General features: G+C 67.0%; 23 protein-coding genes. 10 read left to right on the top strand and 13 right to left on the bottom strand.

Annotated features, from left to right (window positions below; genetic code table 11):
* Positions 1 to 42: 42 nt before the first annotated feature.
* A complete protein-coding gene (locus tag M0R88_RS11445) occupies positions 43 to 561 on the bottom strand; it encodes an NUDIX domain-containing protein (protein WP_248653642.1) in 519 nt (172 codons plus the stop codon).
* 79 nt (positions 562 to 640) lie between these two features.
* On the opposite strand from M0R88_RS11445, the gene M0R88_RS11440 reads away from it, so the two are divergent.
* Together M0R88_RS11440 and M0R88_RS11435 are read left to right on the top strand one after the other, a co-directional pair.
* A complete protein-coding gene (locus tag M0R88_RS11440; RefSeq protein WP_248653641.1) occupies positions 641 to 1,129 on the top strand; it encodes an 8-oxo-dGTP diphosphatase in 489 nt (162 codons plus the stop codon).
* A 116-nt stretch (positions 1,130 to 1,245) separates the two neighbouring features.
* Positions 1,246 to 1,578, top strand: coding sequence for a HalOD1 output domain-containing protein (locus M0R88_RS11435; RefSeq protein WP_248653640.1), 333 nt, complete (start codon positions 1,246 to 1,248; stop codon positions 1,576 to 1,578).
* A gap of 160 nt (positions 1,579 to 1,738) precedes the next feature.
* On the opposite strand, the gene M0R88_RS11430 is transcribed toward M0R88_RS11435, so the two are convergent.
* On the bottom strand, positions 1,739 to 2,434 hold the full coding sequence (locus tag M0R88_RS11430) for a bacterio-opsin activator domain-containing protein (RefSeq protein WP_248653639.1): 696 nt from the start codon (positions 2,432 to 2,434) through the stop codon (positions 1,739 to 1,741).
* A 221-nt stretch (positions 2,435 to 2,655) separates the two neighbouring features.
* On the opposite strand from M0R88_RS11430, the gene proS reads away from it, so the two are divergent.
* Positions 2,656 to 4,113, top strand: a complete 1,458-nt coding sequence (gene proS / locus M0R88_RS11425) for a proline--tRNA ligase (protein WP_248653638.1) — start codon at positions 2,656 to 2,658, stop codon at positions 4,111 to 4,113.
* A 19-nt stretch (positions 4,114 to 4,132) separates the two neighbouring features.
* Here the strand turns inward: proS and M0R88_RS11420 are convergent, their stop codons facing one another.
* The gene (locus M0R88_RS11420; protein WP_248653637.1) at positions 4,133 to 5,854 is read right to left on the bottom strand and encodes a DUF7827 domain-containing protein; all 1,722 of its coding nucleotides are present in this window, start codon (positions 5,852 to 5,854) and stop codon (positions 4,133 to 4,135) included.
* A 98-nt stretch (positions 5,855 to 5,952) separates the two neighbouring features.
* The gene (locus tag M0R88_RS11415; RefSeq protein ID WP_248653636.1) at positions 5,953 to 6,369 is read right to left on the bottom strand and encodes a MaoC family dehydratase; all 417 of its coding nucleotides are present in this window, start codon (positions 6,367 to 6,369) and stop codon (positions 5,953 to 5,955) included.
* 88 nt (positions 6,370 to 6,457) lie between these two features.
* On the opposite strand from M0R88_RS11415, the gene M0R88_RS11410 reads away from it, so the two are divergent.
* Together M0R88_RS11410 and M0R88_RS11405 are read left to right on the top strand one after the other, a co-directional pair.
* Positions 6,458 to 7,279, top strand: coding sequence for an alpha/beta fold hydrolase (locus tag M0R88_RS11410; protein WP_248653635.1), 822 nt, complete (start codon positions 6,458 to 6,460; stop codon positions 7,277 to 7,279).
* Positions 7,272 to 8,885 carry an AMP-binding protein gene (locus M0R88_RS11405; RefSeq protein ID WP_248653634.1) on the top strand — a complete coding sequence of 538 codons (1,614 nt, stop codon included), beginning with the start codon at positions 7,272 to 7,274 and terminating at the stop codon, positions 8,883 to 8,885. The genes M0R88_RS11410 and M0R88_RS11405 overlap by 8 nt, the downstream gene beginning before the upstream one ends.
* A 33-nt stretch (positions 8,886 to 8,918) precedes the next feature.
* Here M0R88_RS11405 and M0R88_RS11400 read toward each other — a convergent pair whose 3' ends face one another.
* From M0R88_RS11400 to M0R88_RS11375, 6 genes are all read right to left on the bottom strand, one after another.
* Positions 8,919 to 10,148, bottom strand: coding sequence for a digeranylgeranylglycerophospholipid reductase (locus M0R88_RS11400; protein ID WP_248653633.1), 1,230 nt, complete (start codon positions 10,146 to 10,148; stop codon positions 8,919 to 8,921).
* Positions 10,141 to 10,374 carry a hypothetical protein gene (locus tag M0R88_RS11395; RefSeq protein ID WP_248653632.1) on the bottom strand — a complete coding sequence of 78 codons (234 nt, stop codon included), beginning with the start codon at positions 10,372 to 10,374 and terminating at the stop codon, positions 10,141 to 10,143. The genes M0R88_RS11400 and M0R88_RS11395 overlap by 8 nt, the downstream gene beginning before the upstream one ends.
* Positions 10,375 to 10,503: 129 nt before the next feature.
* A complete protein-coding gene (locus tag M0R88_RS11390) occupies positions 10,504 to 11,145 on the bottom strand; it encodes a hypothetical protein (RefSeq protein WP_248653631.1) in 642 nt (213 codons plus the stop codon).
* Positions 11,146 to 11,300: 155 nt separating this feature from the next.
* Complete coding sequence (locus M0R88_RS11385) at positions 11,301 to 12,290, bottom strand: hypothetical protein (RefSeq protein ID WP_248653630.1); 990 nt, start codon at positions 12,288 to 12,290, stop codon at positions 11,301 to 11,303.
* A 164-nt stretch (positions 12,291 to 12,454) separates the two neighbouring features.
* Positions 12,455 to 13,318 (bottom strand): 2-oxoacid:ferredoxin oxidoreductase subunit beta, encoded by an 864-nt coding sequence (locus M0R88_RS11380; RefSeq protein WP_248653629.1) that lies wholly within the window; start codon positions 13,316 to 13,318, stop codon positions 12,455 to 12,457.
* Positions 13,315 to 15,075: a 2-oxoacid:acceptor oxidoreductase subunit alpha gene (locus M0R88_RS11375; protein ID WP_248653628.1), complete on the bottom strand. Its 1,761-nt coding sequence runs from the start codon at positions 15,073 to 15,075 to the stop codon at positions 13,315 to 13,317. The genes M0R88_RS11380 and M0R88_RS11375 overlap by 4 nt, the downstream gene beginning before the upstream one ends.
* A gap of 176 nt (positions 15,076 to 15,251) precedes the next feature.
* Between M0R88_RS11375 and M0R88_RS11370 the strand changes: the two genes are divergently transcribed.
* Both M0R88_RS11370 and M0R88_RS11365 read left to right on the top strand, forming a co-directional pair.
* On the top strand, positions 15,252 to 15,683 hold the full coding sequence (locus tag M0R88_RS11370) for a DUF371 domain-containing protein (protein WP_248653627.1): 432 nt from the start codon (positions 15,252 to 15,254) through the stop codon (positions 15,681 to 15,683).
* A gap of 44 nt (positions 15,684 to 15,727) precedes the next feature.
* Positions 15,728 to 16,609, top strand: a complete 882-nt coding sequence (locus M0R88_RS11365) for an endonuclease III domain-containing protein (RefSeq protein ID WP_248653626.1) — start codon at positions 15,728 to 15,730, stop codon at positions 16,607 to 16,609.
* A gap of 207 nt (positions 16,610 to 16,816) precedes the next feature.
* Here M0R88_RS11365 and ddfA read toward each other — a convergent pair whose 3' ends face one another.
* From ddfA to M0R88_RS11350, 3 genes are all read right to left on the bottom strand, one after another.
* Positions 16,817 to 17,080, bottom strand: coding sequence for a DdfA family disk-determining factor (gene ddfA, locus M0R88_RS11360; RefSeq protein WP_248653625.1), 264 nt, complete (start codon positions 17,078 to 17,080; stop codon positions 16,817 to 16,819).
* A gap of 81 nt (positions 17,081 to 17,161) precedes the next feature.
* A complete protein-coding gene (locus M0R88_RS11355; protein ID WP_248653624.1) occupies positions 17,162 to 17,650 on the bottom strand; it encodes an Lrp/AsnC family transcriptional regulator in 489 nt (162 codons plus the stop codon).
* 45 nt (positions 17,651 to 17,695) lie between these two features.
* Complete coding sequence (locus M0R88_RS11350; RefSeq protein ID WP_248653623.1) at positions 17,696 to 18,154, bottom strand: hypothetical protein; 459 nt, start codon at positions 18,152 to 18,154, stop codon at positions 17,696 to 17,698.
* 75 nt (positions 18,155 to 18,229) lie between these two features.
* Here M0R88_RS11350 and M0R88_RS11345 point away from each other — a divergent pair, with 75 nt between their 5' ends.
* The 3 genes from M0R88_RS11345 to M0R88_RS11335 all read left to right on the top strand — a co-directional run bounded on the left by M0R88_RS11345 (position 18,230) and on the right by M0R88_RS11335 (position 21,139).
* Entirely contained in the window at positions 18,230 to 18,949 is a 720-nt protein-coding gene (locus tag M0R88_RS11345; protein ID WP_248656699.1) for a PHP domain-containing protein, read from the top strand.
* Positions 18,950 to 19,096: 147 nt separating this feature from the next.
* A complete protein-coding gene (locus tag M0R88_RS11340; protein ID WP_248653622.1) occupies positions 19,097 to 20,254 on the top strand; it encodes a DUF373 family protein in 1,158 nt (385 codons plus the stop codon).
* Positions 20,255 to 20,368: 114 nt separating this feature from the next.
* Positions 20,369 to 21,139: a diphthine--ammonia ligase gene (locus M0R88_RS11335; RefSeq protein ID WP_248653621.1), complete on the top strand. Its 771-nt coding sequence runs from the start codon at positions 20,369 to 20,371 to the stop codon at positions 21,137 to 21,139.
* Positions 21,140 to 21,192: the final 53 nt, after the last annotated feature.

Genomic DNA, 21,192 nt, shown 5'->3' with positions numbered 1-21,192 from the left:
CGACGCCCCGATAATTCGGGTGGCCGATAGACACATCGCGGGCTACTCTAAGACCGCGCTGTCCCGGAGTCGCTGGCGGCCGAGTTTCCGAACGTACACGTCTCCGGCTCGGACCGACTCGACCGAGACGAAGCGGGCGTCGGCCGCGTCCGACCCGGCCGCTACCTCGCCCTCGGTCGAAGCGCGGTCGATGCGGTAGTTTATCGAGCGATAGGTCGCCCTCGGTCCCTCCGAGAGGACCGTTCCGACGAGGGACAGCGCGTCGGGGTCCGCGACGAGTCCGGTCTCTTCCCGGAGTTCGCGGGCGGCCGCCTCGCGCGCGGGTTCGTCGTACTCGGGGTGTCCCGCCGGGAGGTCCCACCGACCGGCGTCTCGGCCACCGCCGCGCTGGACGAGTAACACGCGGTCCCCGTCCCGAACGGTCACGCTCGTCGTCGGCACCGATTGGTGCCACCACGTCCGCTCGCACGACGAGCAGCGGTTCCGGTCTCTCCCCTCGAATTCGACTGTCGTCAGTTCCGCGCCGCAGTCCGGACAGTAGTCGGCGGAGACGCCTATCATCGTCTGGACGGTCGAATCGAACCGATATAAACCACAAGCCTCCGACAGTTCTATCTCGGCGTAGTCCGACCGGACGACCATGCAGTCCGCGACGCTCTGCTATCTCCTGCGGCCCGAGCGCGAGGAGGTCCTGCTCATCCGGAAGAAGCGCGGCCTCGGCGAAGGAAAGTTCGTCGGACCCGGCGGGAAGGTCGAGGACGGCGAGACGCCCCGCGAGTGCGTCGTCCGCGAGGTCGAAGAGGAGATTCGCGTGATGCCCCGCGACCCCGAGAAGGTCGGCGAGTTCCGCTTCGTCTTCGGCGAGGAACCGCGGATGTTCGTCCACGTCTTCCGCACCGAGGAGTTCGCCGGAGAGCCGGAATCGACCCCGGAGGCCGACCCCGCGTGGTTCGACTACGAGTCGGTGCCCTACGACGAGATGTGGGAGGACGACCGCCACTGGCTGCCCCACTTGCTCGACGGCGAGACCTTCGCCGGGGAGTTCGTCTTCGACTCGGACGGCGACGAACTGCGCGAGTGGACGGTCGAGACGGGCGTGAGAGAACTGGAAGCGACCGCAGAGCGCTGATTTCTTCGTTCTCGTCGCCGTTGGAGACCGGGACGGTCACCCACACCTTGAGTTGGAGGTACTCAGACTAAGAGCGTCGAATCCTTCGTATGGACACGGAGCCGTTTCGTAATCTCATGACGCCAAAAGACACCTCATCTGCTGGAGACTCGACGAGTGGCGAACTCGGGGAAGAACCGTACGAAGTTCGCTACGACCCGGCGTCCGACACTCCCATCACGAGCGCCGTCACCGAGGCCGTCGCGGCGGTGACCGGAACCGACCCCAGGGAGTTGCGTCCGCTCTACGAGGTCGTCGAACCCGACGCCCTCGAGCGTATTCTCGGTCCGAGGAGCGCTACCGGTGCGGAGACGACGTGCGATTGTCGCGTCGTCTTCTCGTACGAGGGCTGTTCGGTCCACATCGGTTCGGACGGCCGCGTGGTCGTCAGGCCCTCGGAGGACGGGTGAGTGGGGCGACGCCGGTCCGCACTACAACTGGCGAATCGTCCTGCGACCGACTTGCGCCACTATCGTTCAACTCGCGCCGGGACCGGCCGAACCGCGCCACCACCGACCGCGGCGTACCGCCTCTCGACACCCCGTCTCCACCGATTGGGGCGTAGGGTCGTCACCAACTCTCCTGCATTCCCGTGGAGTTCGACTCGGTTCGCGAACCCTCGAACAGGGCCGCCAGAAGCTTCCGCTCGGCGGCGTGGATGTGCTGGGAGAAGGTCGCCGACGTGATGTCGAGTTCTCGGGCGACCTCCTCGCCGGTGCAGTCCCGCGGCCAGTCGTAGTACCCGGCCTCGTAGGCGGCCCGGAGCACCTCGCGTTGCCTGTCGGTGAGGTGTTCCCGGAGCAGTTGTTCGAACCCTTCGCTGCCGAACGGCGTGGTGACGGACTCCTTCTCGCGCTTGGCGACGAACTCCGCGCTCGGATACTCGTCGAGGAACGATTCGACGACCTCCGCCGGGGCGTGTCGCGGCGGGAGTTCGGCGACGATGCGGCCGTCTCCTGTCTCGGCGCGCACCACCCTCGGAAGCGCTCCCGACTCGGCCAGCGACACCGCGGGACAGTCCGCGGAAACCGAGAACTCGACGAGTCCGTCGTCCTCGGACGCTTCGATGAGGTGGGGTTCGACCGCCCCGTGGTCGTCGGCCAGGTCGAGCAGGTCGGCCGGGTCGGTGTCGGCGACGCTGAAGAACTCCGCGTACTGGCCCTCGCCGCGGGGAATCATCTCCTCGAGCTCGATCAGACACTGCTCGGCGTCGGACGCCGCCACGAACAGTAGCTCCGAGTCCGACATCTCGAACTCGAGTTCCACGACAGACCGCCCTACTCGCGACTCCCCGTCCTCGTTCATGCGTTGTCGGTATCCAACCGACGACTATCGTCTTTTCGGCCTCTCGGTTGCTGTGACCGAGTCGGCGCGGAGAGTCGCCGATAGCGACCGCGTTCTGGGCGGGCCGACTCCGTTCGAGGACCGACTGACACGCTACCAAGGCTTCATCGCATTTAAGACCACATCGAAGAAACTCCTACCCAATGAGCGACGACGAGCAAGAACTCGGCATCACCGAGCGAAAGGAGTACAGCCCCGGCGAGTGGTACGCGGAGGTCGTCCAGAAGGCCGAACTCGCCGACTACGCGCCCATGGGCGGGTTCATCGTCACCCGGCCCCGCGGCTACGCCCTCTGGGAGGGCGTTCAGGACCACCTGGACGAGAAGTTCAAGAAGACGGGCGCGCAGAACGCCTACTTCCCCGCCCTCATCCCCGAGAGCTTCCTCGAACGCGAGAGCGACATCGTGGAAGGGTTCGACCCCGAAGTCGCGTGGGTGACCCACGGCGGTCACGAGGAACTCGAAGAGCGCCTCGCGTTCCGACCCACCAGCGAGTCCATCATCACGCCGTTCATGAGCGACTGGGTCCGGAGCCACCGCGACCTGCCCCTGCGCCTGAACCAGTGGTGTAGCGTCATCCGGTGGGAGGCGACCGAGACCAAGCCGTTCTTCCGGACCAAGGAGTTCCTCTGGCAGGAGGGCCACACCGCCCACGAGTCCGAGGACGAGGCGTGGGACGAGACGATGACCCGCCTCGACCAGTACGAGAACCTCTACGAGGACGTGCTGGCCATCCCCGTCATGCGCGGCCGGAAGCCGCCCCACGACAAGTTCCCCGGCGCGGACACCACCACGACCGTCGAGGCGCTGATGCCCGACGGCAAGTCCGTGCAGGGCGGGACCTCCCACTACCTCGGGCAGGGCTTCGCCGAGGCCTACGACCTGACCTACACCGACGAGGACGAGGAGGAAGCCGTCGCGCACACGACCTCGTGGGGTCTCTCGTGGCGCGCACTCGGCGCACTCATCATGACCCACTCCGACGACCAGGGGTTCGTCTGCCCGCCCAGAATCGCGCCCGAGCAGGTCGTCGTCGTCCCCATCTGGAACGAGGACAACCGCGAGGAGGTGCTGGACTACGCCGAGGGCGTCGCCGACGACCTCGAAGCCGCCGACGTGCGCGTCGAGTTGGACGACCGCGACGAGCGCAACCCCGGCTTCAAGTTCAACGAGTGGGAGCTGAAGGGCGTCCCCGTCCGCATCGAAATCGGTCCCAACGAGGTCGAGGACGAGGAACTGACCGTGGTCCACCGGCCCGACGGCGAGAACGCGGTCGAGGGCCGCGAGAACGTCGGCGAGACCGTCGAGGACCACTTCGACAAGGTGTACGCGAAACTCTACGACGCGGCCAAGGAGAACCTCGAAGAGAACGTCCGCGAGGCCTACGAGACGTCCCAGATTCTGGGCACCATCGGCCAACACGGCGGCTACGTCAAGACGCCGTGGTGCGGCGACCAGGCCTGCGAGCAGGTCATCAAGGAGGAGATCGCCGCCGAAATCGTGATGGTCCCGATGGACCGCGACGAGGAACCCATCGGCGACGAGTGCGGCGTCTGCGGCGACGAGGCCTGCGAGACGGCCTACTTCGCCAAGTCGTACTGAGCGAGTCGAGTTCCGCTCTTTATTCTCTCCGTGCAAGCGCGAGACCCGCCAGCAGTGCGACCAGCGCGCCGACCGTCGCCGCGCCGACCCCGAAGCCCGGAATCCCGGTCTCGGCCGACGGCCCCGCCGTCGGTGTCGATTCGACGGTCGTCTCGGTCGTCCGCGTCGTCGCGGTCGCAGTCGTCCGCACCGTCGCCGTCTCGTCGTCGGTAGTGGTCGCGCCGGTGCGCTCCACCGCTTCTGCCACGACGTTCCCGTTCTCGGTGTACGGTCGGCCGAGTTCGTCGCCCGGTTCGGCGCGGTGCGCGACGGCGACCAGCGTCGCGTCTCCGCCGGATTTAGAGCCGAGTTCGATAGCGTGACTGAACGCCTCGCCGGGAGCGAGTCGGCTGGACCGGCCGACGACCGGACCGTCGGCCGACCCCCGGTGGACCGCGACGTACCCGCCGTGCGAGAGCGTCGCGTACGACACGCCGACGCCCTGGTCGGTTGGTTCTCGCCCGGTCAGGTTCAACGCGGCGTTCGATTCGAGGACGACTCCGTCGGTCTCCTCGCCGTGCGTGAGCGACGACTCCCCCGCGGCGCGTACCGTCACGCCGAGTTCGGTCTCGGGAGCGACTTCACCGAGGTCGAAGTTCGCGGCGAACGACCCGCCCGGCGCGTCGGTCCGGTTCTCGACGCGAACGGTCTCCGAGCGCCGAAGGCCGTCTCCGTCTCGAATCCGGACGGCCACCCTGCTTCCGGGCGCGAGCGTCGTCGTTCCCCAGACCGTCTGGTTCGGCGCGGGCGCGAGGTACACCTTGTCGGTCTCCGGCGGGGTGGACAGCGTCGCTTCGGCCTCGTCTACCTCGAACTCCGCGGTGGCGGTCTCCCGGCCGTCGGTCGTCAGCGACGAGTCGGCCGCGAGACTGAAGTTGGCGCGGTGGTCGCCCCACCCGCGGTGGTTGTTCGCGGGGTCGCCGTCGTCGCCGTCCGTCATCGCTACCTCGTCGAGTTCGGCGACGACGTAGTACGAATCGTTCCGCGCGTCCCGGACGACGGTCACCGCACTCTCGTTCGTCAGGTCGAGGTAGGCCCGCTCCTGTTCGGTACCGGGCACGTCGTAGACCGTCAGCGAGGCGTTCTCTTGCTCCAAGAACCGGACGAAGCGCTCCGTGACGTTCCGGCCGTCCTGCGCGGCGACTGCACCGGTGAGGCCCGAAGCCAGGAGTTCGAGGACGAGCGTTCCGTTTCGGACGAGGACGCCGCTCCGCGTCAGGTTATCCGACCGGAGCGCGGCGTTCACCTCGCTCAGGTTCGACAGGTCCGCCGAGCTCGGGGCGGCTCGGGCGAACAGGTTGTCGGTCGAACGCTCGCTGAGTGAGAGCGTAGCGACCGACCGCTGGTCCCCGTCGGTGTCGTTCCCGGACCACAGCGCGAGGTCGTACGTGCCGGTGGCGAGCGGCGTCGTGACGTTCGATCGTGAGCGAACGGTCGTCGCGTCTCCGTCGCTCGCGGCGACGCTCCCGTCGTAGGTGTTGAGCCGAAGTAGCGCGCGGCCGTCGCCGTCCCGGTCTCGAACCGTGACGGTCGCGACGTGCGACGCCTCGGAGCCGATTCGGACGGTGGCGGTATCGCCGTCCTCGAACGCGACGCCGATTTCGGCCACGTCGCCGCGCTGTTCGCTCACGACGTTGTCGGTGAACGCGACCTGCGTCGCTGGCGTCGCCGAAACCGCGGCCGGAGGGACTGCGGCGACCACCAGTAACGCGGCTATCACTCGAGACAGTAGTCTCTCGGAAGGGAGGGCTGACTGCATGTTCTCGGGTCGGAATTCATATAAAAAGTATCTTGTGTTACCTACTCGGTCTCGTGAGGCACCGACATGACGACCGCCTCGCCCGAGAGGACCTGCTCGGTCGCCCCGTCCTCGCTCTCGGCCTCCGCGACGGTCTCTACACGAAGCCTGTCGTCGCCCAACTCCGCCTCGACCGTCACCGTCGCGGTCACGGTCTGGCCGGGTCGGACCGGGTTCTCGAAGTCGAGGTCCTGCGAGAGGTAGACGATGTCGCCGGGGAGGTCCGCGAGCGCGGCGCTGACGACGCCCGCCGAGAGCATCCCGTGGGCGACGCGGCCGCCGAAGAACGTCTCGGCGGCGTACTCGTCGTCGCGGTGGATGGGGTTGTCGTCACCGGTCAGGTCGGCGTAGGCGTCGATGGTCTCCTCGGTCACTGTCAGACTCGCCTCGGCGGTGTCCTCGACGGTCGCGACTGGCATGGTCGAACGTCGCGCCCGCCGGTGAATCAATCCGGAGGTTAACATGTGAAACGGGGATTTCAAGGCGGCTTCGTTCGTTGCTTCGGCCATGCCTTACGCGGACAACGACGGGGTTTCACTCTACTACGAGACTACCGACCCGGCCGAGAACCCGGCGGGCGACGCGGACACCGTCGCCCTCGTCGAAGGGCTGGGCTACGGCCGGTGGATGTGGCGCTGGCAGAGAGACAGGCTCGCCGAGGAGGGCTACCGCGTCGTCGTCTGGGACAACCGCGGCACCGGCGACTCCGACGAACCGGACGGCCCGTACACCGTGGCGGAGATGGCCGGCGACCTCGAAGCGGTCCTCGACGCCGCGGGCGTCGAACGCGCTCACGTCGTCGGCGCGAGCATGGGCGGCATGATAGCCCAGCAGTACGCGCTCGACTACGACCGCGCCGAGAGTCTGGGGCTGCTCTGCACCAGTCCCGGCGGCGACGGGGCGGTGCCGACTCCGGAGGAGACCCGAGCCCGGATGTTCGGCGTGCCCGAGGACGCCGACGAGCGCGAGGCCATCCGGTACAAGATGCGGCCCGCGATGACCGACGAGTTCTGGGCGGACAACGACGACCTGATTTCGGACATCGTGGACTGGCGACTCGAGGGCGACGCGAGCGACGCGGGCCGCGAGGCGCAGGCCGCCGCCGTCGCCGGGTTCGACGCGAGCGACCGACTGGGAGAAATCGAGGTTCCGGTCCTCGTCGCTCACGGGACCGCCGACAGAGTGCTTCCGGTCGGGAACGCCGACCTGCTGTCCGAGGCCCTGCCGAACGCTCGACTCGCCGTCTTCGAGGACGGGTCGCACCTCTTCTTCGTCGAGCAGGCCGACGCCGTGAACGACAAACTCGTGGAGTTCCTGCGCCATGCGTAGCCACCCCGAGCGCCCCTACGACTGGGTGGGCGCGTGGAGCGAGAAGCGCGCGCAACTCTCGCCCGAGAAAGTCGGACTGGTGGACGAGACGACGGGCGAGCGGTACACCTACGCCGAGTTGGACCGGCGAGCTAATCGGACCGCGCGCCTGCTCCGAGCGGAGGGCGTGACGGGCGACGGGGAGGGAGACGGCGAGCGCGTCGCGGTCCTCTCGCGCAACCGCCCCGAACTCGTGGACCTCTTCTTCGCCACGGCGAAGACCGGCGGGGTTCTCGCGCCGCTCTCCCATCGCCTCGCCGCTGGCGAGCTGGTCGAGATGCTCAACGAGGTCGAGCCAGCCCTTCTCGTGGTCGAAGAACCCTTCGCCGACCTCGCGGCGCGAATCCTCGACCACGAGGCCTGCGGGTTCGACTGTTCGGTACTGGCGCTGTCCGCGGACGACGCGGACGACTCGGCGTCCGCGTCGTCCGAATCCGCGTCCGACTCCTCCGCGATAGCGGCCGAACCGTGGACCGACGCGCTCCCCGACGACGACTCGCCGGTCGAGACCGCCGACGCGTCGATGGACGACCCCCACCTCTTTCTCCACACCGGCGGTTCGACCGGCGTTCCGAAGGAGACCGTCCTGACCCACGGCTCTATCCTCTGGAACTCGTTCAACACCATCACGGCGTGGGGCCTGCGCCCCGAGGACGTGACGCCGATGGTGTTCCCGATGTTCCACACCGGCGGGTGGAACGTCCTGACGGTCCCGATGTTCCACCTCGGCGCGACCGTCGTCCTCGCCCGCGAGTTCGAACCGAGCGAGGTCCTGCACCTCGTGGAGTCGGAGGGCGCGACCGTCCTCGTCGCGGTCCCGGCGGTCCTCCGGATGATGACCCACCACGACGACTGGGCGGACACCGACCTCTCGACCCTGCGGTTCGCCAAGTCGGGCGGCGGCCCCTGCCGCGAGTCGGTCATGGAGGCGTGGTGGGACAGGGGCGTGGACCTCTCGCAGGGCTACGGCCTGACCGAGTGCGGCCCGAACAACTTCACGATGCCCGACGGCTGGCCCCGCGAGAAAGCCGACAGCGTGGGCGTGCCGGTCATGCACGCCGACGCGCGGATCGCCGACGGCGAGGGCGAGGAACTGCCGGCGGGCGAAATCGGCGAACTCGAACTGGCGAGTCCCCACGCCGCCGACCGCTACTGGCGCAACGACGAGGAGACCGCCGAGACGTTCGGGGACGGATGGGTCTCGACCGGCGACCTCGCGCGCCGCGACGACGACGGCTACTTCTACATCGAGGGTCGGAAGAAGAACATGTACGTCTCGGGCGGCGAGAACGTCTATCCCGCCGCCGTCGAGGACCGCATCGCCGACCACCCGAAGGTCGAGGAGGTCGTCGTCGTGCCGGTGCCCGACGACCGGTGGGGACAGGTCGGCATGGCGGTCGTGCAGGGCGACGAGTCGCTGACCCTCGACGAACTGACCGACTTCTTGGACGGGAAACTGGCGCGGTTCAAGCGCCCGCGCCATCTGGCCTTCGTGGACGAGATGCCGACCTCCGGTCCCTCGAAGATAGACCGACAGGCTGTGAAGGCGGAGTTCGGCGAGGAGTAGATTCGACGTGAAGTCGATTCGACGACCGGACTCTTACAGCAGTCGTTCCTTGACGAACCGCGCCAGCGTCGGGATGTCCCCGCTGTGGAAGAGTTTCAGAATGCCGCGGACGCTCCCCGCATTGGCCTTCCGGAGCGCGTCGGCGTCCACGCGGTTGAGGTCCCGGATGAGCGTGTCGTAGCGCTCGTTCGGAACGAGATAGAGCAGTTGGGTCATCAGGAGTCGCCGCCGCATCTTCGGGGCGACGCGTTCGTGCCAGAGGTCGTCGTAGATGGACAGCTTCTCGGCGGAGGTGTCGCGGTCGCTCGACATGAAACACCGGTCGGCCGTGACCGCGGCCATCCGGCCCGACTTCATGCAGGTGTGGATACCCTCGCCCCAGAGCGGGTCGATGGTCGGCACCGTGTCGCCGACGGCCATGAAGTTGTCCGTGCTGAAGCTATCGGGCATCTGGATGTGGGCCGACCCGCGGTGCTGCTTTCCTTCGATGCGTTCGGCCGCCTCGAAGCGGGGGTCGTTGTCGAGCCAGTACTGAAGGTAGCCGTCGATGCTCACGCCGTCCTTGGCGTAGTCGCGGTGGGCCTCGTTCTGGATGTAGCAGAGACCGACCTTCGCGGTGTCCTCGCCCGTGTGGAATATCCACGAGTAGCCGCCCGGCGCGAGTTCGTGGTCGAGACGGAGCATCATCGCGTCGGTGAGGTCGGCGTAGCCGTCGGCATCGACGTCGATGCCCTCCAGTTCGTACTCGACGCCGATGGCCTGATGTTCGCGTTCGAGTCCGGTCACGTCGAGGGCCTTGGCGAGCGGCGCGGCCGGACCGGTCGCGTCGATAACGATGTCGCCGTAGACCTCCCGGTCGCCGTTGAACCGGACGCCGACGATGTCGCCGTCGTCCATGATGGGCTTGGAGACGCGAGCGTCGAACCAGTACTCGGCACCGTCCTCGCGGGCGTCCTCCACGAGGAAGTTCTTGAAGTCCGCGAATTCGAGGACCGCACCGGGCTGGTGGCGGACGTAGTGGTTGTTGGGCGACTCCAGCACCACGTCGTCGGTGTAGTTCATCACCACGTCGTCCGGGATGCCGAACGATCCCATCATCGAGGGGAAGGTCCCGGCCGTAGACTTGTTGCTCTGGGCGGGGAACTCGTCTTCCGCCTCGGTTTCGAGGACGACGACGTCGTAGCCGCGCTCGGCCAAGTCCCGCGCGCACTGTGCGCCCGCCGGTCCCGCACCCGCAATCACGACGTCGAAGTGGTCAGACATAGAGTAGCTCCTCGGCGGTCTCCGCAGACGGCGTTGCTGTCCCGAACTCGCTGTCCGGTGCGTCGTCGCTCGGCCCGCGGGGTCGGTCGGCGTCCAAACAGTCGCGCGAATCGACCGGTCGGGCCGCGTCGCGCCCCGCGTCGCCCCCGACGGCGCGGTCGCGACCGGCCGCTGGCCGGTCGCTCGGCGACGCCCGCTCGCCGGTGTCGTATTCGTCCGCAGTCATCTCTACTGCGTGTATTCACCTCTCCCTTAAAAATCGGACGCAAACGCTCTCGCGCGGGAATTCTGTTGACCCGGCGCGGGCAAAAGAAGCGTACGTGTCAGTTGCTTTTTCGGTCGGTCGGCGCCGAGGTCACGCGGAGTCCCGGACGACATCGGCGTCCTCGAAGCCTTCGCGGACGCCCCGGACCGTATAGGAGAACTCGAAATCGCCGGTACCGTCGCGGGACTCGACCACGATGTGGTCGGTCGTGCGCTCGGTGACGGCGAGTCCCGGGACGTCCACGTCGTAGGGCGTCAGTTGCACGACGAGGTCCTCGTCGTCGGAGGTGACCATGCCGAAGCGTTCCGGGAGGTCGATTTCGGCGCGACCGCCGTCGAACTCGGCGACGCCAGTCGTCTCGGTCTGGGCTTGGTCGGCCTCGACTGCGGTGTACGCGACCCCTTTCTCGCCGTTGGCCGTCTGGACCGTCTGGACGAAGTTCTTCTGACCGGTTACTTCGAGGTTGCCGTCCACGTACACCTTCCCACTCGCGTCGATGGCCTTCTTGTTGGCCGAGTAGGCGAAGATAGCGTCCCCATCGTTGTTGATGACCTGCATGTTGTTTCCGTAGTAATCGTTCCGCAGGATCATCGTGTTGGAGCTTCCAACCTCGATTGTGAGGCCGGTGTCGCCGAGGCTCGTGTTCTTCCAGAAATCGCCGAGATGGTTGTGGTCGGTGGCCGCCGAGGCGGTCCCCGACGCGGCGAGCGGGAGTCCCGCAAGCGCGGCCAACCGGAGAACGTTTCGCCGACCGATGCTACTCTCTTCGTGTCTGCTCGCTCTTTCTCCGGTATACTGTCCTAGGTTCTGATTAATTCAGCTTATAATTTCCTTATATAAATTGTTAGAAAAATTAAGTGGTTGTGGTTGGTCGGTTTAGGTTTTCCTCACGTCTTCCCGGTCGTAGTCTCACCGCCCGACGTTCCGCCACGGGTCGCCGTCGCGACCACCGCGGACTGGCCGTCGCGTCGGTGGACCACTTCGACGGTCCGGGGCACGCTGTCGCGGAACCGGAGGTCGGCGGCGTACTCGACGGTCCCGACGCACTGGACGCAGACGCCGCCACTCGGGTCGGTGGCGGCGACCGTGACGCGGAGAGTGTCGGCGTCGGGCGTCGATACGTCGGCCAGTCGCGCGCCGTAGCAGGGGTTGGGCACCCGAATCGACCCAGAGACCTCGACCGACTCGTCGGCGAACGCGACGCTGGCGTCGTCGGCGGACCCGCAGGTCCCCCGGAAGGCGGTGAACGTCCGGCCGACCACCTCCGGCGGGCATCCCTCCTCGGTCGTGACCGTGACCGACTGGACGGTACCGTCGTGCGCGACGCGCACGTCCGTCCACGAGTCGTTGCAGTCGAAGCGCGACCGCGGAACCTCGACGGTCTCGCCCGTCGCACCTCCCGACCCTCCTGCGGTCGTCGCAGTTGCCGTCGTCGCGGACGTCCCGGTCGTCGCGCCGTCGCCGGCGCTGCCCGCAGGATTCACTCTCAGCGCGTAATTGCCGGGTTCGAGCAGTCGAAGCGTCAGGTAGCCGTCCGCCGGGAACTCGACCCGCCGGTCGAGCGCCGCTCCCGACTCGCCGCGCCGCGTCAGTCGGAGGCGGATAGTCCGCGACGAGTCGCTGTCGTTCCAGACGTGAATCGCGTGCGGTCGGTTGTTCTCCGGGTTCGGGACGCCCGTCCGCGTCCCGACCGAAATCGTGGCGAACGACTGGTCGGCCGACGACGCGATGCCGTCGAACCCGCCGCCGTCGCTCGTCGTCGTTCCACTCGTGGTAGTCTCCGTGTCCTGTCCCGCGCCCCGCGCTCGCGCGCCGAGCAGCCCCGCCGTCCCGGCCGCTCCCGCGCCTACTGCCCCCAGTAGCTCCCGTCGATGCATGTCCGACGTCACGACGCATCCGAAGTTACGCTTTGTGGGGTCCCGGATTTAGCTCGACCGCGCCGCCGACGGTAGCACTGTCGCTGGCAGTGGTCGCGGCTACGCGAGCGACGAAAACGAAGAGAGAATCCGAAAACCGAGAGTCGAGACCGAGAACCGCTACGTCAGTAGAACTCGCGGACGAGGTCCATCGCGCCCTCGGGCGCGCCGTCCGGGATGTCGGCCATGTTGCTGTCGAGGCCGTGAAGGTCCGAGTACGGGACGCTCTCCTCGTTCTGGTAGAGGATGCCCTGATACTCCTTGTCGGCGTCCAGAATCCGCTCTTTGGCCGCCTCGCGGTCGGTCGGGTCGTGGTCCTCGTCGGCGAGGTCCACGATGGAGTCCCGGAAGTAGTCGTAGGTGTCCACGTCGTTGAACGTCACGCACGGCGAGAAGACGTTCACGAAGCCGAAGCCGTCGTGCTCGATGGCCTTCTGGACGATTTCGGTGTGGCGCTGGGCGTCCGTGGAGAACGACTGGGCGATGAAGCTTCCGCCCGCCGAGAGCGCCAGCGCGAGGGGGTTGACCGGCGGCTGTTTGGGACCCTCGGGGGTCGTGGACGTCTCGAAGTCCTCCCGGGAGGTCGGCGAGGCCTGCCCCTTGGTCAGGCCGTAGATGCGGTTGTCCATGACGACGTAGGTCATGTCCACGTTGCGGCGGACCGCGTGGATGAAGTGGCCCGCGCCGATGGAGTAGCCGTCGCCGTCGCCGCCCGCGACCATCACTTCGAGGTCGGGGTTGGCGAGTTTCACGCCCGTGCCCACGGGGAGCGCGCGGCCGTGGACGCCGTGGAGCGCGTAGCTGTGCATGTAGGTGCCGATTTTGCCGGAACAGCCGATGCCCGCCACGACGAAGGTGTTGTCGGGGTCGTTGCCCGTGTTGGCGAGCGCCTTCATCATGCCGTTCATCGTGCCGAAGTCCCCGCAACCCGGACACCACGTCGGCTGCTTGTCGGATTTGAAGTCGGTGAATCTAACCTCTGAACTCATGCTCTGACCTCCTCGCTCTGGAGTGCTGCCTCGATTTCGTCTGCCAGTTCGTCGGCCTTGAACCTGACGCCGTTGTACTTGTTCACGCGCTTGACGCGGGTAAGGGCGTCGTGTTCGAGGACGTCGGCGAACTGTCCGCTCTCGTTACACTCGACGACGATGACCTCGTCGGCGGCGTCGATCTCGTCGCTGAGGTCGGGCCGCGGGAAGATGTAGGGCACCGAGAGGAAGCGCACGTCGATGTCCTCCTCGTCGAGGTAGTCGAGGGCTTCGCGCATCGCGCCCTCGTTCGAGCCCCACGAGATGACGAGGTTGTCCGAATCGGGGTCGCCGAACTCTCGGGGACTCCAGTCTTCCTCTTCCTTGGCGGTCTCGACCTTCCGGTTTCGCTTGTCCACCTGCTCGATGCGGACGTCGGTGTCCTCGGTCCGACGACCGAGGGCGTTGTGTTCGAGACCGGTGGACATGTGGGCGGCGTTCTCCGTGCCGGGGAGCGCGCGCGGACTGATGCCGTCGGCCGTCGAGAAGTGGGGTTGGAAGCGGTCGCGCTCGTCGGTCCACGCCTCGACCTCGTCGTCGTCAACGATCTTTCCGCGGTCGATTTCCACGGCGTCCATGTCGAAGACCTCCGGCTCGAAGGTCTGCTCGGTGACGGCCATCGAGAGGTCCGCCAGCAGGAAGACGGGCGTCTGGTACTTCTCGGCGAGGTTGAACGCCTCGACGGTCTTCTGGAAGCACTCGCCGACGTTGGTCGGCGCGACGACGAACCGCGGAATCTCGCCGTGGCCGCCGTACAGCGTCATGTTGAGGTCGCCCTGCTCCTGCTTGGTCGGCATCCCGGTCGAGGGCCCGGAGCGCATCACGTCGGCGATGACCAGCGGCGTCTCGCTGGTCGCCACGAGACCGAACGTCTCGGTCATCAGGTCGATGCCCGGCCCGGAGGTCGCGGTCATCGAGCGCGCCCCGGCGCGGGCGGCACCCAGCGCCATGTTGATGGCCGAGAGTTCGTCCTCTGCTTGGACGACTTCGCCGCCGAACTGCTCGATGCGGCCGGTCAGGTACTCCATCACGTCGGTCGCGGGCGTGATGGGGTAGCCGGCGTAGAAGCGACAGCCGGCCGCGATAGCGCCCATCCCGATGGCCTCGTCGCCGTTCAGCAGGACGTAGTCGTTGTCCGTCGTGTCGAGGTCGTAGTCGAACTCGTAGTCGTACTCCTCGGCGACGAACTCCTGTCCTTTGCGGGCGGCCTCCTTGTTGTTCGAGACGATGGACTCGCCCTTGTTGCCGAACTTCTTCTCCAGCGCGGAGTCGAGGTTCTCGATGGGGAAGTTCGTGACTTCACAGGCCGCACCGAGCGCGACGATGTTCTGCATGATGGCACCGCCGGCCTCCTCGGCGAGGCGCTGGAGCGGTACCGACAGCCCGGTCATGTCGCCCGGAATCTCGACGTCCTCCATCTCGGTGCGCTCGCCGTCGTAGATGATGACCGAATCGTCGTGGAGTTCGTCCAGATTCTCGTCGATAGTGCGCTCTGTCAGCGCGACGAGGATGTCGAGGCGGTCCACGACGCTCTCGACGCGGTCGGTCGAACTCCGAATCTTGTAGGCGGTGTAACCGCCGCGGATTCGAGACGCGAAGTCCTTTGAAGTGAACACGTGCCGTCCTGCGCGGGAAAGCGCTTGCGCGAAGATTTTCCCGGTAGAGTCGATCCCATCGCCGGCCTCTCCGCCGATGGCCCAGTTCAGGTCGTCTGGCATTCCTAACTAGCCGGTAACCCATGCCAAATCAAAAGCCTTCTGAAGCGCCCCCGTCTCGAACGGCAACCTCCGGAGAGTCTTGCCGAAGTCGTCCCTGAGACGGTAAACGACGGAACGACTTCTCGCCGTCGGTCCGAAAGGCGACCCTGAAGTGCCTCGTCCCGAAACCCGCTCGCATGGAAGAAGTCATCCGCGCCGAGGGCCACGAGAACGTCTCGGCCGCCCACGCGAGTACCTTCGAGGTGACGACCGACGACTACCTGACGCCCGCGGGCGACTGCATCCTCGGTATCGAGGCCGACCGCGCGCCCGCCGACTTCGACCCGGAGTTCGTCGCGGCCTGCCAGCGGGCCGACGCGACGATTACCGCGGAGTTCGAGGTCGCCGGCGACGACGGGACCCATCGCCAGACCGTCACGGGCCGGGGCGACCCCGACCTCACCTTCGATAGCGACCGGAGCGCGGTCGGGCGGACCAGCGACTACGTGGACGACCGGACGATTCTGGTCGGTGCCGAGTTCGCGGCGGAGGGCTTCGACCAGGTACTCGTCGCGGCGCTCGCGGACGGGGCCGACCTGACGGTGACGCTGACCGTCGAGCGCGAGTAGCGACAGCCGACCGTTTTAATCCGATTCGGACCCGACTCCCGTCCATGTCCGAGGAGTCCGACGCGACCGGGGAGGCCGAGCGCGCCGAACCCGCCGAGAACATCAGCGGCGGCGACGCCGCGGTGAGCGCGGCCGCGGAGTTCGCGCCCGGCGAGGCCGCCACGCGCGCCGAGGAGGTCGTGGACCGACTCGGCGAGCGGTACTGGCAGAAGACCTACGGCGGGCGGGACGCCTTCGAGTGTCTCGTCCGGACCATACTGAGCCAGAACACCAGCGACGTGGCGAGCCAGCCGGCCTACGACGCGCTGATGGAGAAGTACGGCGCGGACGACGAGAGCGGGAACGACGACGACACGGACACCGACCTCGCGGCGGCGCTAGCTCGCGCCGACCGCGACGAACTCGCGGACGCGATTCGGCCCGCGGGCCTCTACAACCGGAAGTCGGAGGTGCTGGTCGCGGTCGCCGACCGCGTGTTAGACGAGTACGGGAGCGCGGCCGCGTTCGACGCCTTCGTCCGCGAGGGCGACCCGTCGGAGGTCCGCTCGGCGCTCCTCGGCATGGACGGCGTCGGACCGAAGACGGCCGACTGCGTGCTGCTGTTCGCCGGCGGGCAGGCGGGCGTCTTCCCGGTCGATACCCACGTCCACCGCATCTACCGGCGACTGGGTATCGCGCCCGCCGACGCCGACCACGAGGCGGTTCGGGCGGTGCTTGAGCGGGAGGTCCCCGCCGAGAAGTGCGGGTTCGGTCACACGGCGACCATCCAGTTCGGCCGGGAGTACTGTACCGCTCGGAAGCCGGCGTGTCTCGACGGTCCGGACGCCTGCCCGCTCTTCGACGTTTGCGACAGGGTCGGTGTCGACCTCGAATCCGGCGAGGTCGTCGACCCTTCGGAGGCAGTACCGGACGATAAACCGACGTAGAGGCCGTAAGGCAACGTTTTATTTTAAATACGAGGGCTGGGCTTCGCCTGAGAACAGTTAATCCGGATAGCGGGAGAATCCCGCGCCACAGTGCGGAGGGGCAGAGTCCGAGGAGATTCACGCCGACACGCCGTCGAGACCGGCGACGATGAGTAACTCGCCGTGGAATCGCCAGTCAGGGGAGCAAAAGACCGCGGGACTGTCGCTCTACTCCCCTCGCTCTTCGACGGATACGTAGCCGTCGCCGGAGACCGTGACCTCGTATCCGTTGTAGGTGAAGGTGACTTGGCCGTCCATCCGACCGTTGGTCGGCGAGGCGGCAAAGACCTGGTCTAAGGCGTCAGGGTCGATCACTTCGTACAGCGGCGGGGAGAGTTCCATCGGGTCTACATCCTCTGCTTCGGCCACTGCTTCGACTACCGACTGACTGATGGTACTGGTCCCTGCTGCTGCGGTCTGTGCCTGACTCATTAGACCACTGTTGCCTCCACCTCTTCTTTAACTTATCGGTGTTTGGACAATTCCCACAGGGGGCTTAAGGCCGGTTGCGAATCACCCAGTATCTTCCTCGTTCGTGTACTGTTTGCCGAAGTCGTCGAACGGTTGGGTCCGCTCTCGTTTCATCATCTCGATTCGTTCGATAGCAACCCCGATATCGTTTAGTTCGTCGATGGCGGATTCGATGTACTTCCGCGAGTAGCCTACCAATTCGATAGCTACGTTCTGTTTGTTAGTCAGCAGTTCCCGGACGCTCACGACGCCCGAGGCCTCGAGGATTTGTTCGCTCAGCGTTTCTCGACGCTCGTAGGGAACCGTCCCGATGGCGAGCAGGTGTTGGTCCAGACCGACTTTCTCGTAGTCGACGGTTAGATGATACCCGGAGATAACGCCTCTCTCTTCGAGTTTCTGGATACGATTACCCACCGTACTGGAAGAGACGCCCAACTTCTCGGCGATCTCGGCCGTCGTACTGGTCCGAGCGTTCTGCTGGATGAGGTATAGGATACCTTTATCGACGTCGTCGAGTTTGTCAGAACCCACTACTATCTTGTACCGGACGTAATTGGAAGTAGCTTACCGCAGTAATCAACAGGCCTCGTTCGGTTCCTCGTCGGCCCCGTTCGATTCCTCGCCGGTCTCGCTCCGATTCGTGGCGCTCGTCGCGCGGGCGGCGGCGTGCAGGTGGTCCCGGAGGTGAACTACGTCCCGGCGCTCGCGGTCACGCCACGGTAGGAATCGGAGCCTCCGCGCTCGCTTGCGGAGGAACGACGAGAGATAGCGCACCTGCCGGTCGGTGAGCGCGACGGTCTCCGTGACGCCCGCGGTTTCGGGGTCGTCCGCCGCTTCCGAGTCGCCGTCGCGCTGGCGCTCGACTCCCCGCCGGAGGTCGTGGACGAACGCCCACTCGTCGGACTTCGACCGGAGCGCGTACTGGAGGCGGTTCTCGCGCTCGCGGAGCCAGTTCGTCAGGACGTACCACTCCTCGGATTCGAGCGTGACCGCTACCGTCGGCCCGGCGGCGTCGTCCGTCTGCGTCTCGTCCATCGTCCTCCCGTTCATCCCCTTCTGTCAACTCTTCGAGGGCCGTGCTTTTGGTGTTTCGGGCGTAAGGGCATGAAAATGTCCTCCGAACTCTCGGTGACAATCGACCCCCACGTCCACTCGGAGGGGTCCTACGACGGCCACGAGCCGGTCGAGATGCTGCTGGCGCAGGCCAGCGACATCGGTCTCGACGGCATCGTCGTGACCGACCACGACACCATCCGAGAGTCGCTCCGCGCGGCCGAACTCGCCCCCGAGTACGGTCTCGTCGGCATCCCCGGCGTCGAGGTCTCGACCGCCGCGGGCCACCTGCTCGCCATCGGCGTCACCGAGCGCCCGGAACCCCACCGTCCGCTCGACGAGACCGTCGCGGAGGTCCGCGAGGCGGGCGGCGTCGCGGTCGTGCCCCACCCGTTCCAGCGGACCCGCCACGGCGTCCGCCGAGGCCGCATCACCGACTGCGACGCCATCGAAGTCTACAACGCGTGGATATTCACGGGCTACCGGAACCGCCGCGCTCGCCAGTTCGCTGTCCGCCACGGCTACCCCGGCGTCGCGGCCAGCGACGCCCACTCCGCGAAGTACATCGGCCGCGCGTACACCGAACTCGCGGTCGAGGCCGACTCGGAGCGCGACATCGACAGCGAGACCATCGTGTCGGCGCTGGCCGGCGGCGACGCCGAGGTCTACGGCCGGCGACAGCCGTTCCACCGGAGCGTCCGCCACTATGTCCGCGGTGCCGGTCGGAAGGTCGGCCACGGCGTCACCGCGAGTCTGACGAGTCTGACCGGACTGTGAGTTGCGGATTCTACGCTCGCACCGCATCGGAGCGGAAGCCGGCGATTCGACGGCCGCGGGCCGGACGCGCTACGGACCCGATTCCGGCCGGAAGCGGGCAAGCACGAGGGTTTTTAACGCCCGACCGTCTGGATTCAGATACGCGACATGAGTACGCTGGTAGTGTGCGTAGACCGGGACGACGACATCGGGACCAAGACCGGCCTCGACACGCCGGTCGCGGGCTGGGAGGCCGTCCGGTCGCTCGTGACCGAGGTCGGTCTCGCTGACCCCGAGGACGCCAGCGTCAACTGTCTGCTCGAATCCCTGCGCGTGGCCCGCGACCTGCGGGACGGCGACGAGGAGGTCTCGGTGGCGGTCATCTCCGGCGCGGCCGAGACGATGGTCGGCCGGGACCGCGCGGTCGCCGACCAGATGGACTCGCTCATCGCCGAGTACGACCCCGACTCCGCAGTGGTCGTCATCGACAGCGCCCAAGACGAACGACTCGTCCCCATCATCGAGAGCCGCGTACGAGTCGATGCGGTCGACAGGGTGGTCGTCCGGCAGGCCCGCGACATCGAATCGACCTACTACCTGATGAAGCAGTTCCTCGCCGACGAGGAACTGCGCCAGACCGTCCTCGTCCCGACCGGTCTCGCCATGCTCGCCTTCCCCATCCTGCTGATGGCGTTCGGCCCGGCGATGGCCGTCGCCTCCATCACGGCCGTCATCGGACTGTTCGTCCTCTACAAGGGACTCGGCGTGGACGACTACGTGGCCGACGTGCCCGGCGAGGCCAAGGACGCGCTGTACTCCGGCCGGGTCTCCATCGTCACGTACGTCGTCGCGGCGGGCCTCTCGCTCATCGGCGTCTTCGCCGGGGCACTCCGGGTCTCGGACCCCACCGCGCCCGCGGGGGGCGTCCTGATGCCCGCGATGGCGTTCGCGTTCGCCAGCGTGCCGTGGCTGGCCGCCGCGGCGGTGACGGCCTCGACCGGCCGCCTGTTGGACGAGGTCATCCGCAACGACGACCTGCGCAACTCCTATCTCAATCTCCCGTTCGGCGTGCTGGCGGTCGGACTCGTCGTCCGCGGGTTCTCGGCGTACTTCCTCCAGCGCGAGGAGTACGTGCCCCCGCTGGTCGTGCCACAGATGGAACTCGGGAGTCTCGCGGTCGAACGCATCGAACTCGACCCCGGCACGCGGATGGCGCTGTTCGTCGTCGCGGGCGTGGTCGTGAGTCTGCTGGGCGTGCGCGTCTCGACGTACGTCACCGGGGCGTCGCTCGGCGAGGAGTTCGAAGACGAAGAGTTTGTGGACTGAGGGAGTCTCGGTACTGCTTCGAGAAAGTTCCTCCGTAGAGCGTCCTCCACTCATCTGTAGGGCGAGGAGACCGAATCCGTCGGACCTAAACCCGGAGGCTTCCGATACACCGTCATGACCGAAGACACCGGTACGACCGACGACGTGCCTGCCGCCGACGCCGCGGGCGACGGCTCGTGGGTCAGCCTCTTCTCGGGCGGCAAGGACTCGTCGTGGGCGCTCTACCGGGCCCTCGAGGCGGGTCTCGACGTGTCCCGACTCGTCACCGTCCACCCGGAGGGCGACTCCTACATGTACCACGTCCCGGCGACGCGCCTCGCCTCGCTCGCCGCCGAGAGCATCGGTATCCCGCTCGTGGAGGTCGAACCGGACGACTTCGGGGCCGAGGACGCCGAGGAGTCGGGCGCGCAGGGCGACGCGGAACTCCGACCGTTGGAGGCCGCGCTGGGAGAACTCGGTTCCGAACTGCCGGGCGGTCTCGCTGGCGTGACGGCGGGCGCGGTCGAGAGCGAGTACCAGACCTCCCGCATCGAGGCGATGGCCGACCGACTCGACGCCGAGGTGTTCGCGCCGCTCTGGCAGGAGGACCCCCGCGAACTCGCCGACGCGATGCTCGACGCGGGCTTCGAGATTACCATCATCCGGGTCGCGGCCTACGGACTGGACGAGCCGTGGCTCGGGCGGACGCTGGATAGGGAAGCCATCGCCGAGCTAGAGGAGTTGCACGAGAGCCACGGCGTCCACATCCTCGGCGAGGGCGGCGAGTTCGAGACGCTCGTGACCGACGGTCCGCACATGGACCGACCCATCGAGCTGGAGTACGAGACGGAGTGGGACGGGACGCGCGGAACCCTGCGGATTACGGACGCGCGACTCGGCGAGTGACCGCCGGGCGGCGGGAGAACAGTACGCTTATCGACCGCTGTCGAACACGTCAG

Origin of the sequence: Halorussus gelatinilyticus, assembly GCF_023238445.1 — an archaeon.
GTDB classification, from domain to species: Archaea; Halobacteriota; Halobacteria; order Halobacteriales; family Haladaptataceae; genus Halorussus; species Halorussus gelatinilyticus.
Note: the sequence above shows the minus strand (reverse complement) of the source record. Positions and strands in the feature narration are given on the sequence as shown.